10 protein-coding genes are annotated in these 11,989 nt (G+C 62.5%); 1 reads left to right on the top strand and 9 read right to left on the bottom strand.

The annotated features are described in order from the left end of the window. Window positions 1–144: 144 nt before the first annotated feature. The 9 genes from DEIPE_RS01525 to glnA form a co-directional block, all read right to left on the bottom strand. The gene (locus tag DEIPE_RS01525; RefSeq protein ID WP_015234221.1) at window positions 145–1,161 is read right to left on the bottom strand and encodes an ABC transporter permease; all 1,017 of its coding nucleotides are present in this window, start codon (window positions 1,159–1,161) and stop codon (window positions 145–147) included. Window positions 1,162–1,192: 31 nt separating this feature from the next. Then, window positions 1,193–2,230, bottom strand: a complete 1,038-nt coding sequence (locus DEIPE_RS01520; RefSeq protein ID WP_015234220.1) for an ABC transporter permease — start codon at window positions 2,228–2,230, stop codon at window positions 1,193–1,195. Window positions 2,231–2,322: 92 nt separating this feature from the next. Then, complete coding sequence (locus DEIPE_RS01515) at window positions 2,323–3,915, bottom strand: ABC transporter substrate-binding protein (protein WP_015234219.1); 1,593 nt, start codon at window positions 3,913–3,915, stop codon at window positions 2,323–2,325. A gap of 233 nt (window positions 3,916–4,148) precedes the next feature. Beyond that, window positions 4,149–4,859, bottom strand: a complete 711-nt coding sequence (locus tag DEIPE_RS01510) for an ABC transporter ATP-binding protein (protein ID WP_015234218.1) — start codon at window positions 4,857–4,859, stop codon at window positions 4,149–4,151. Then, window positions 4,859–5,647, bottom strand: coding sequence for an ABC transporter ATP-binding protein (locus tag DEIPE_RS01505; protein WP_015234217.1), 789 nt, complete (start codon window positions 5,645–5,647; stop codon window positions 4,859–4,861). The genes DEIPE_RS01510 and DEIPE_RS01505 overlap by 1 nt, the downstream gene beginning before the upstream one ends. After that, window positions 5,647–7,032, bottom strand: a complete 1,386-nt coding sequence (locus DEIPE_RS01500) for a branched-chain amino acid ABC transporter permease (RefSeq protein WP_015234216.1) — start codon at window positions 7,030–7,032, stop codon at window positions 5,647–5,649. Before DEIPE_RS01500 ends, DEIPE_RS01505 begins: the two co-directional genes overlap by 1 nt. Window position 7,033: 1 nt before the next feature. Next, a complete protein-coding gene (locus tag DEIPE_RS01495; RefSeq protein ID WP_342663279.1) occupies window positions 7,034–7,990 on the bottom strand; it encodes a branched-chain amino acid ABC transporter permease in 957 nt (318 codons plus the stop codon). 102 nt (window positions 7,991–8,092) lie between these two features. Beyond that, window positions 8,093–9,256 (bottom strand): branched-chain amino acid ABC transporter substrate-binding protein, encoded by a 1,164-nt coding sequence (locus tag DEIPE_RS01490; protein WP_015234214.1) that lies wholly within the window; start codon window positions 9,254–9,256, stop codon window positions 8,093–8,095. A 258-nt stretch (window positions 9,257–9,514) separates the two neighbouring features. Further along, the gene (glnA, locus tag DEIPE_RS01485) at window positions 9,515–10,855 is read right to left on the bottom strand and encodes a type I glutamate--ammonia ligase (protein WP_015234213.1); all 1,341 of its coding nucleotides are present in this window, start codon (window positions 10,853–10,855) and stop codon (window positions 9,515–9,517) included. 228 nt (window positions 10,856–11,083) lie between these two features. Here glnA and DEIPE_RS01480 point away from each other — a divergent pair, with 228 nt between their 5' ends. Next, window positions 11,084–11,926, top strand: coding sequence for an AAC(3) family N-acetyltransferase (locus DEIPE_RS01480; protein WP_015234212.1), 843 nt, complete (start codon window positions 11,084–11,086; stop codon window positions 11,924–11,926). The last annotated feature ends 63 nt before the right edge of the window (window positions 11,927–11,989 follow it).

Raw genomic sequence — 11,989 nt, 5'->3', positions numbered from 1 at the left:
TGAGGTCAGCCAAACGGCGTAAAAGGTCTTCTGGCTTTGGGCCGATCAGCACCGGCGGGTGTCTTGAGTGCCATTCTTCACGCCGAACGGCGAGCAGGCCGAACAAGAGCGTTCGGCCTGCCGATGAATGTCGTGAGATGGCGTTTACTGCGTACTGCGGGGATCGAGTACGTCGCGCAGACCGTCGCCCAGCAAATTGAAGCCCAGCACGGTGAACAGAATGGCCAGACCCGGAAAGATCATGGTCCAGGGTGCACTCTGGTAGTAGTCTTTGGCGTCAGCGATCATGGTGCCCCATTCGGGCGCGGGCGGGGTGGCGCCCAGGCCAAGAAAGCCCAGCGCGGCCACTTCGATGGTTGCTGTGGCAATGGACAGGCTGCCCTGCACCACCAGGGGCGTCAGGCTGTTGGGCAGCACATGCCGAAAGATGACCCGCGAGCGTCCGGCGCCCAGGGCGTCGGCGGCCTGCACGAATTCACGCTCGCGCACCGACAGCACCACCGCGCGCGCCAGGCGGATGTACACCGGAATCTGCACGATTGAGACGGCCAGCATCGCGCCGTAGAGGCGGACATCAACGTCACGGGCGGCCAGCCAGTTGATGACGCTGCCCACCGGCCCGGTGGCCTCGCCACTGTTGGGAATGATCGCCACGATGATGATGGCCAGCAGAATGCCCGGGAAGGCCAGCAGCAGGTCGGACAGATAACCGGTGGTCTGATCGAACCAGCCTCCGAAAAAGCCGGAAATGACGCCCAGCAGACTGCCGATGAGCAGGGCGGTCATGGTGGCGATCAGGCCGACCTGCAAGGAGATGCGCGTACCGTGCATCACCCTCACGGCAATGTCACGCCCGAGGTTGTCGGTGCCAAAGGGATGTTTGAAGTACTGCACCCGGCCGTTCTCGTCGGTATTGCGCTCCCTGACTTCCGCATTCCAGAGTGCGCTGATGCTGGGAGGCACCAGCCGGTCGGTGTAGCTGCGGTCACCGGCCGGATTATAGGGGCGGAGCAAGGGGGCAAGCAGCGCGAGCAGCACGAAGAACACCACAATGACGGCACCGGTCTTGCCCGGTGTGGATTTGCGGAAGCGCCGCCAGAACATGTTCTGTGAAGGCCGCTTGGGCTTCGAGGCGGCGGGAAGGGTATTGGGCACGGTCACAAAGGCTCCTTGAAACTCACCTGGCGCACGCTCAGCGGTACTGCACGCGCGGATCGAGAAAAGCGTAGCTCAAATCGACGATCAGGTTTACCACTGACACGATCAGCGCCGCGAAGATGACACCACTCTGAATCACCGGGTAATCGCGGTTGGTGATGCCGTCGTAGATCCACGACCCGAGGCCCGGCCAGGAAAAGATCGTCTCGGTGAGCACCGCGCCGCTGAGCAGCACGCCCACCTGCAGACCGATGATGGTCACCACCGGCAGCATGGCGTTGCGCAGCGCGTGCTTGAGCACGACCCGGCCGCGCGCGAGGCCCTTGGCCGTCGCGGTTCGCACGTAATCCTGTCCCAGCACTTCCAGCATGCTGCTGCGGGTAATGCGCGCGATGATGGCCATCGGAATGGTTCCCAGGGCGATGGCCGGCAAGACCAGATGACGCAGGGCGTCCCAGGTAACCTCGGGGCGGCCCCGCAGAACGCTGTCGAGCACGTACAGGCCGGTTACCGACTCCATGCTGATCCCCGTCGAGAGCCGCGAACTGGGCGGCAGCCACCCCAGCAGCACCGCAAACACGTATGACAGCAGCAGGCCCAGCCAGAACACGGGCATGGACACCCCGACCAGGCTGATGGTGGTGGCGAAGTTGTCCCAAAAGCCGTTTCTTTTCAGGGCGGCAATGATGCCGGCCGGTAAGCCGACCAGCATCGCAAAGATGAGCGCGGCAATGGACAGTTCCACCGTGGCTGGAAAGCGGCTGCGCAGTTCGTCAGCCACGGGAATCTGGCTTTTGATGCCTGCCCCCAGGTCACCGCGCGCCAGTTGCCCGACGAAGCGGGGATACTGGGCGTCAAACAGACGCGTTGGTTCCTGAAAGTTCAGAAAGACGGGCTTGTTGAGCCCCAGTTGCTCGCGCAGCTGCTCGTAGGCTTCCGGGCTTCCCCGTTCGCCCAGAATGACGACCGCCGGGTCGCCCGGAATAGCGCGGATCAAGCCAAAGACCACCAGTGAGATACCGATGACCACTGCCAGGGTGCGAAGCAGACGCCTCAAGATGTAACCGGTCAACGAAATGTCTCCTCTCGGTTTTCAATTGTAGAAAAAGTACAGACGTGAAGGGCGGGGCGCGCGGCCCCGCCCTTCACGTCGTGCAAAAGTTCTTAGCGCTTGCCTTCGACGCTGATGGTGTTGAAGGACTCGCTGCCCAGCGGGCTGGGGGTCCAGCCCTTGACGTAGGAGCGAGCGGCGGCGAGCGGCTGGCTGTGCACCACCGGAATACGCACGGCGGCGTTGTAGGTCATGTCGTGAACCTGGGCGTAAATCTTGGCTTTGGCTTCCTGGCCGACAGCGGCACGCCCCTGGTCAAGCAGCTTCTCGAGTTCGGCGGGCTTGTACCCACTGTCGAGGGTGGCGCTCTCCGAGCCGTAGTAGGCGCTGTAGAAGTTGTCGGGGTCGCCGTAGTCACCGGTCCAGCCGATCATGTACATGTCGAAGCCGGGTTCCTTCTTGCGGTCTTCGAGGTACTTGCCCCAGTCCTCGGTTTTCAGGTTGGCCTTGATGCCGATGGCCGAGAGGTCGGCGGCAATGGCCTCGGCAATGGGTTTGGGGTTGGGGAAGTAGGGGCGCGAAACGGGCATGTACCACAGATCGATAGAGAAGCCGTTGGGGTAACCGGCGTCCGCGAGCATTTTCTTGGCGGCCTGCGGATCAAACTTGTAGTCGGCGGGCACGTTCTTGCTGTTGGCCCAGTTCATCACAGGGGGCAGGAAGGAGGCGTTGGAGACGCCCAGGCCGTTCCAGAACGCCTTGACGATCTCAGGCTTGTTGATGGCCATGCTCACGGCCTGGCGCACCTTCTCGTTCTTGAAGTACTGGTTGCGGACGTTCATGCTGACAAAACCGACGTTGAACGAAGGCTTGAGCACGGCCTGCAGATTCTGGTCGTTCTTGATGGTGTTGAGGTTGTCGGGGGTCAGGTCGACCGTGAAGTCGATGGTGCCGGCGCGCAGTTCGTTCAGGCGGGCGCTGGGATCCTTGATGAAGCGGATCACCAGATCGTCGACTTTGGCTTTGCTGCCCCAGTAGTTGGCGTTGCGCTTCAGGGTGATGCGGTCGCCGGTCTTCCAGCTGTCGAAGGTAAAAGGACCGGTGCCGACCGGCTGACTGTTGGGCGTGCCGTAACGGGCACCCTGCTCACGCACGGCCTTGGGGCTGGCGATGCCGAAGTAGCCCGAGGCGATCAGGTCAGGAAACACCGTCGAGGAGGTGTTGAGGTCGAAGCGCACCGTGTAGTCGTTGACCTTGGTGACGGACTTGAGAATGCTGTTGGGCTGTCCCTTGTAGCCGCCCATCAGCTGGCCCCAGATTTCGAAGGTGCGGCCCTGGTTGCGCATACCGCTGGCGTCCTTCTCGTCCCACCAGCGGTTGACGTTGAAGAGCACCGCGTCGGCGTTGAAGTCGGTGCCGTCGTGGAACTTGACGCCACGACGCAACGTGAAGGTCCACTGGGTGGCGTTGGCGTTGCTGGTCCAGTTGGAAGCGAGGCCGCGCGTCTTGTCGAGCGTCGTGGTACCGGGACGGAACCCCACCAGGGTGTCGTAGATCTGGCGCTGCACGATGATCGAGTTGCCGTCGGTGATGTTGCCGCTCTCGAGGCTGACCGGCTCGCCACCCGAACCGTACACCAGCGTGACAGCCGAAGCGCTGCCCATCATGGCGGCAGCGAGAAGTGCGGAGAGATACATTCGTTTCATTTGTCCTCCTGGTTGAACGCGACCAAGAACCGTGCCCGGCCCGAGTCTGAACTGTGCTTGAGGTTTAATGTATCAAACCTCACGTCGTCTGTACAAATATCGGCTCCTGGATTCGCTCAGACAGCCGAACCGAGCACCCGCGTGCTGTCACGGTGCCGAGTGGGCCAACAAAAAACTGCTTGTCCCCAGCCTAGGCTGAGGAACAAGCAGTGTCAAGAACGGTGGGCTACTGGCTACTCCTCGCCGAGGTACGCCTTGCGCACGCTTTCGTCGCTCGCTACGTCAGCTGCGTTCCCGGACAGGCGGATCTCGCCGGTCTGCAAGACATAGGCACGTTTGGCGACCCCCAGCGCCATCAGGGCGTTTTGCTCGACCAGCAAAATGGTGGTTCCGCGCTCCTGATTGAGGCGCTGCACGATGTCGAAGATGGCCTCGACGAACTTGGGTGACAGTCCCATCGAGGGCTCGTCGAGCAGCAGCAGCTCTGGATCGACCATCAGCGCGCGCGCGATCGCCAGCATCTGCTGCTCGCCGCCGGACAGGGTGCCGCCCAGCTGCTTCTCGCGCTCCTTGAGCCGTGGAAAGAGGGCGTAAGCCTCGTTGATGCGTTCGTTGATCACCTTGCGCGAGTTCACCTTGTAGGCGCCGATGTCGAGGTTTTCGCGCACCGTCAGCTGCGGAAAGATCCGCCGCCCTTCGGGCACGTGGCTCATTCCCAGGCCCATGATGTCGTGGGCGGGCATCCCCACGATGTTGCGCCCCTTGAAGCTCACCTCGCCGTTCTTGGGGCGCAGCATGCCCGAGAGGGTACGCAGGGTGGTCGTCTTCCCGGCGCCGTTGCCGCCGATCAAGGCCACGACCTCGCCCTGGTTGATTTTGATGTCGATGCCCTTGAGCGCGTGAATGTGCCCGTAGTAGGTATGAACGCCGTTGACTTCGAGCATCAGCGCGCTTCCTTTCCGTACTCGCCGGCTGCCGCACCACGTCCCAGGTAGGCCTCGATGACGCGCGGATCGTTGCGGATCTCGTGCGGCAGGCCCTCGGCGATCTTGGTGCCGTAGTCGAGCACCGTGATGTGCTCGCTGAGGGTCATGACCAGCCGCATGTCGTGTTCGATCAGCACGACGGTGATGCCGCGTTCGTCACGCACCCGGCGAATGAGGTGTTTGGTGGCCTCAGTCTCGCTGGGGTTCATGCCGGCGGTCGGCTCGTCGAGCAAGATCAGTTTGGGATCGGTTGCCAGGGCCCGCGCGATTTCCAGACGACGCTGGTCACCGTACGGCAGGTTGGTCGCGAATTCGTTGCGAAGTTTGCGCAGACCCACGAAGTCGAGCAGCTCTCTCGCTTTTTCCCGCGCGGCCGCTTCGTCGTCGTGGAATCGGCGGGTACGCAGCAGCGCGTCGATGAGATTGGCCTTCAGGCGCGGGTGACGTCCGACCAGCACGTTTTCCTCAGCGGTCATGGCAGAAAACAGCCGGATGTTCTGAAAGGTGCGGGCGATCCCGGCGGCGGTCACCTGATCGGGCCGCAGGCCCACCAGATTGACGCCGCCCAGATCAATGCTGCCGACATCGGGCTTGTAGATCCCGGTGATCATGTTGAAGAAGGTCGTTTTGCCCGCGCCGTTGGGACCGATGACCGATACGATGCCTCGCTCGGGCACGTTCAAATCGACGCTGTTGACGGCGGTCAGTCCACCGAAGGTTTTGGTGAGTCCGGTCACCCTGAGCATCAGCGCTCCTCCCCGCTTCGTTCGTCTTCCTTTTGTGTCGAAAGCCCGGGGGAGTACACGTCCGAGCCGCGTTCCATCAGGCCGCCCGTCGCGCCGCGCTCGGAAGCGGTGCTGAGCGAGTCGCCTTGGTCGTCACCTTCATGCAGCTCGATGCGCTTGCGAACCGAAGGCAGCAGGCCTTCTGGCCTGAACAGCATCATCAGCACCAGAATCACGCCGAAGGTCAGGCGTTGGTACTGCGCCGGATCGAGCTGCGGATTGAGGTTGGGGAAGGTGCTCTGCAAATTTTCCGAGAGCGAGGGCAGGATGTTGAGGTTGAGCAGCGTCACGACGGTCGCGCCCAAAATGACGCCGGGAATGCTGCCCATGCCCCCCAGAATCACCATCGAGAGCACGCCGATGGACTGGAAGAAGCTGAAGGACTCGGGTGAGATGAAGGTCTGCTTGGCCGCGAAGACCACGCCCATGACCCCGGCGAAGGTGGCGCCCGCCGCAAAGGCGAGCAGCTTGGTGCGCACCAGCGGAATCCCCATGGCCTGCGCCGCGACCTCGTCCTCGCGAATGGCGATCCAGCTGCGCCCGATGCGTGAGCGGTCGAGCCGCACGTTGACGGCGACCACCACCAGGATGATCAGGAGCAGCAGGAAGTACAGAAAGAACAGGTTGAAGTCCGAGGATTCAAAACCCAGGCGCCCGGCGATTGCGTCGACCCAGGGTACCGGCGCGCTTTTGACCGGTGTGATGCCCTGCGAACCGTTGGTGTACTCGGACAGGTTGGTGGCCAGCACGCGGATGACCTCACCGAGGCCCAGCGTCACGATGGCCAGGTAGTCACCCCGGAGTTTCAGCACCGGCAGACCGATCAGTATGCCCACCAGGGCGGCGGCGATGACCGCGAGAATGATGAAAAGCCAGAAGTAGTTGCCGCTGATGCCACCTGCAAGAGCCGGATTCTCGGTGATCCGGCCGATCTGCGGTGAGGCGAAAATGCCCCACAAGTAGGCGCCCACCGCGAAAAAGGCCACGTACCCGAGGTCAAGCAGGCCGGCCAGGCCCACCACGATGTTGAGTCCGAGCGCGAGCGCCGCAAAAATACCGATCTGGATGGCGAGATCGAAAATTCCGCCGTTGGTGCGTCCAACCATCGGCAGCACCAGGATCAGGCTGACGAGGCCGACGGCCAGTTTGGCCCAGGGCGCGGCCCGCCACTGGTAGGCAAAGAGCAGGTTGGCAAGAAACAGCACCAGAACGCCACTCTGGGCAAGGGCCGGAATGCTGCCCTGCGCGACGAAGTACATCAGCAGGCTGGTGATGATGGCGTAGGCGACCAGCGGCCAGGTCCGGTCCGCACGTCCGGCACGAGGAGGCAGAGAAGCGGTCGTCACGTTACACCTTCTCCGTGGTGCTGCGTCCCAACAGTCCCGAGGGGCGCAGCAGCAGAATCAGAATCAGGGCCAGGAAGGCGCCGATATCCTTGTACTCGGCGCCGATGCTCGAAAGAAACTTAAGTGGCGCGAAGAGCGAACCAAAAATGCTGAGAACCCCGATGAAGTTCTCGATGAGCCCCAGCACCAGCCCGCCCAGCACGGCGCCCGGAATCGAGCCGATGCCGCCCAGCACCGCCGCCGTGAACGCCTTGATGCCCGGGATGATACCGCTGTAGGCATTGACCGTACCGAACTGCATGCCGAACAGCACGCCGCCGACGCCACCCAGCGCACCGCCGATCAGAAAGGTGAAGGCGATGATGCGGTTGGAGTCGATGCCCATCAGGCCAGCGGTCTGCCGGTCTTGCGCGACGGCCCGCATGGCGCGTCCCATGCGGGTGAAGTTCACGAGGTAGTTGAGTCCGGCGAGCATCAGCAGGGAGATGACGGCCAGCAGAACTTCTTTGCGCTGAATGCTGACGCCCAGCGAGGCGACGCGAAGCATCGGTTCCGAGAAGCCTTCCGGAAGCTGGTACACCAGGTTGAAGCGTCCCTGCAGACCTTCACCCAGCTTGAGCAGATCCTGCAGAATCAGGCTGACCCCAATGGCAGAGATGAGCGGCACCAGGCGAGGCGCGCCTCGCAGCGGACGGTACGCCAGACGCTCGATCAGCACGTTGAGCAGTCCCGAGACGGTCATGGCGGCCAGCAGGGCGATCAGCAGTTTGACCAGCCCATTCAGCTCCAGGGGTGCCAGCAGGCGAAAGGCCTCAAAACCGACGACGGCGCCGGTGATGAACACTTCGGAGTGCGCGAAGTTGATCAGCTGCAACACCCCGTACACCATGGTGTAACCGAGCGCGATAATGGCGTACACGAAACCCAGAATCAGGCCCGAGACCAGTACCTGCGCCAAAAGAGGCCCAAGAATCTCCACAAATCTCCTTTACTCAAGCGGAGGGCCGAGCACACAGCCCGGCCCTCGTCGCCCTCATGAGTTTATAACCAAAACGCCGGATTACTTGCGGGGAGGCTCGACGGTGACCGTTTCGACGGCTTTGGTGTCGAGGCTGTCCTGCACTTCCATGATGTACATCTTGGCGCTTTGGCGGTCGCCCACGCTGTTGAAGCGCACGTTACCGGAGAGCAGGCCGGTGGCGTTCACCTTACGGATGGCACTTTCGACCTGAGCACGGGTGGGCATCTTGTTGCCATTGGCCTTGATGGCGGCCAGCACGCCCTGCAGGGTGACCTTTCCGGCGTCGTAACCGAAGGCGCCGAAGCCCTGTGCATCGGAGTTGAAGGACTTCTTGTACGCCTCGGCGAACTTGCCGGCGGCGGGCAGTGCGGCGATCGGCGCGGCGACCGTGGTGAAGAGTGCGCCCTTGACGCTATTGCCACCAATTTTCTGCAGGTCGCTCGAGTCCCAACCGTCGCCGCCCATGACCTTGGCGGTGACGCCCGCGTCGCGCAGCTGCTTGATGAACACGGCAGCCTGGTCATAGATGCTGCCGAAGTAGATCACGTCGGGGTTAAGGGCCTTGATCTTGATGACGAGCGGCTGGAAGTTGCTCTTTTCTTCGGTGCCTTCGGAGCTGACGATCTGCACGCCCTTGCTCTTGAGGTACTTCTCGACTTCCTGCGCGAGGCCTTCGCCATAGGCGGTCTTGTCGTTCAGGACGTAGACCTTCTTGGCTTTCAGGGTGTCGGCGATGTACTTGCCGGCCGCCGGACCTTGTGCGTCGTCACGAGCGACGATGCGGTTCATGTTGGAAAGGCCGCGGTCGGTGACGGCGTTGGCCGTGTTGGCGGGAGAGACCATGGCCAGCTTGCTGGGGGCGAGGGCCGCTGAAGCGGGAATCGCCACGCCGGAGTTCAAGGTGCCGACGACGGCGAGAATGCTGCGGTCCGCGGCGATCTTGCGGGCGTTGGCAGTTCCGGTGGTGGGGTCGGCCTGGTCGTCGTAGCTGACCATCTGGAGGTTGAAGCCCAGTTTCTGGAATTCGGCCTTGTACTCGTTGACGGCAAGCTGCGCGCCGTTCTTGATCTGCTGGCCGAGGTTTGACTGCGCACCCGACAGGGGGCTGAGGGTGGCGATCTTGATGGTCTGGGTTTGCGCGAGCGCATTGCCGAGGGAAAGCGCGCCCAGCAGAGCCATGGTCATGAAACCGGTCTTCTTCATAGTTCCTCCGTACCGTGTTGTGCAGCGCACAACTTATTTCCTTGAGATTTGACACATTCTAGGGGCACGTTTATCAAATGTCAACGAATAAATTGTGATGCCTTAATGAAAAAAATGCGCTTTGGCAGCGCATTTGCTGAACCGATTTACCGCCGGGGCCAGGTGTTGTTCTCACACTTTTCTCAAAGATCGACACGTTTTGTGGGTGGCCCACGCCCTGCACTACCTGATCGCTGGCGCGACACACCCAGCTCCCGCCTACACTTCGTCCAGATATCTGTCGAGTTCCCACTGGTGTACCACTGCTGAGTAAGCATGCCACTCGGCGCGCTTGGCCGCGATGAAATGCTCCACCACGTGTTCGCCCAGTGCCTCACGGATGACCTCATCGTTTTCGAGCGCGCCAATCGCTTCGCTGAGGTCGCCAGGCAAGTTGCGTACCCGGTGGGCCCGGCGCTCGCGCACGGTCATCTTGTAGATGTTGCGCTGAACCGGCGGCGGGGGCAGCAATCCCTGCTTGATGCCGTCCAAGCCGGCGGCCAACATGACGGTCAGCGCCAGGTAGGGATTGCACGAAGGATCGGGCATGCGCAGCTCGGCGCGCGTGCCCGACCCCCGCCGGGCCGGCACACGCACCAGGGCGCTGCGGTTGGAGGTACTCCAGGCGATGTTGGTCGGAGCTTCGAATCCCGGCACCAGCCGCTTGTAGGAATTGACCAGCGGATTGGTGACGGCGACCATGCCCGGCGCGTGTTCCAGCAACCCCGCGATGAAGTGCAGGGCCGTCTGCGAAAGCTGATGTTCTCCCTGTTCGTCGAAGAAGGCGTTCTTGCCTTCCCGAAACAGCGAGAGGTGGCAGTGCATTCCGCTGCCGCTCAGACCGGCGACCGGTTTGGGCATGAAGCTGGCGTGTACACCATATTCCAGCGCCACGCGTTTGACCACGAACTTGAAGGTGGCGATGTTGTCGGCGGTTTTTAAAGCGCCAGAATACTTGAAATCGATTTCGTGCTGTCCCGGCGCCACCTCGTGGTGGGCCGCCTCGATGTCAAAGCCCATGTCGACCAGGGCGTTGGTGATCTCGCGCCGCAGCCGCTCACCCTTGTCGATGGGGGCCAGATCGAAGTATCCGGCGTGGTCCCCCGTCACGGTCGTGGGCCGCCCCTGCGCGTTGCGCTCGAAGATGAAAAACTCCGGTTCCGGTCCGCACAGCAGCTCAAAGCCCAGCTCGCTGGCGCGGTCGATCAGCCTTCGCAGTACCTGGCGCGGATCGCCTTCGAAAGGGCTGTGGTCGGGCATGGCGATGTCGCAGATCAGCCGGGCCACACGGCCACGGGCACTTTCCTCGGCCGAGAACTGGGGAAAGATCAGAAAGGTCGAAAAGTCGGGCTTGAGCAGCATGTCCGACTCTTCGATGCGGGTAAAGCCTTCGATCGAGGAGCCGTCGAACATCAGCTCGCCGTCAAGCGCTTTTTGAAACTGCGAGCGCGGAACCTCCACGTTTTTGATGAAGCCCAGAATGTCGGTGAACTGCAGGCGCAGAAACTGGACGTCTTCGCGTTCCAGCTGCCCCATGATCTCGTCGGGTGTCTTTGCCATGTCTCTCCAGCGCGCTCCTGAGCGGCGTGTGCAATGCTTGCCCTTCGTCGGGAACTCTTTCTGACCTTACGCGAGACGTGGCAGGCAGGCAAGACCGCCACCATGCTCGACCTCGGCTCGGTGAGACGGCCCGGGGAAGCCACGCGGTCGCAAAGTCGGGTCCCGCATCTTTGATCTTTGGTCTTCTGACACGGTCTCGGGCGGCAGGAGTGTTAGCATCGGAAAGGCATGCTGAATTTCATGCGCCGTCCGGCGGTCACCGAAGAGGAGCTGTCTCAGGCTCTGGCCGAGGTGGGCCTGGACGGCACGCAGCACATCATCGCGCACGCCTCCTTGCGCGCCTTCGGTTTTCTGGAAGGGGGCGCGCCGACCATGTTGCGGGCGTTGCGGGCTCGCAGCGCGACGCTGGTGATGCCGTCGTTCAGCTATTACACCCTGGTATGGCCCGAGGAGCAGCGTCAGCCTGACTGGGCGAAGCCCGCGCCTCCGCCCGGCCCGGCGTACGGTCGCTTTTCGCGGGTATCTTCGGACATCGGGCGCGTGCCGCAGACGCTGGCCGATGACGCCACCACGCTGCGCTCGTTTCACCCCGCGCTCAGCTTCGTCGCGTTGGGGGAACGGGCAGAAGAAGTTCTCGACGCGCAGTCACTCGAATCCCCCTACGGGCCCATCGGCAAGCTGTACGACCTCGATGGGGTTGCGGTGCTGTTGGGCGTCGACCACCGATCGAACACGACCATTCATTACGGTGAGTACTGGGCAGGCGTTCCGCTGCTCGACCGGTACGTGGTCGTGAACGGGGAAGTGCGCCGAACCAGCTTTCCCAACTGTTCGGCCGACTTTGGCCGGATCGCGCCCCACGTGCGCGGCGAATCGGTCACGCTGGGGCGGGGGCGGATCACGGCCTTTCGGGTGCGTGAGCTGGTCGATGGGGCGCGCCGGTTGCTGGCGCACGACCCGGAAGCCTTGCTGTGCAGCTTCCCCGGTTGCCGCTGCCAGGCTGTCCGACAGCGGGTGCGTCGTGACGGCCTCATGCCGCGACCTCACCTGGGTGCGGTCCGTGCGCCGTGATCGATTTCTTTGCAAAGCCTCTATGCACCTGATAACCTCGCGTTGCGGGCAGAGGTTAACCTG

It is taken from the genome of Deinococcus peraridilitoris DSM 19664 (assembly GCF_000317835.1).
Classification (GTDB): Bacteria; Deinococcota; Deinococci; order Deinococcales; family Deinococcaceae; genus Deinococcus_A; species Deinococcus_A peraridilitoris.
Note: the sequence above shows the minus strand (reverse complement) of the source record. Positions and strands in the feature narration are given on the sequence as shown.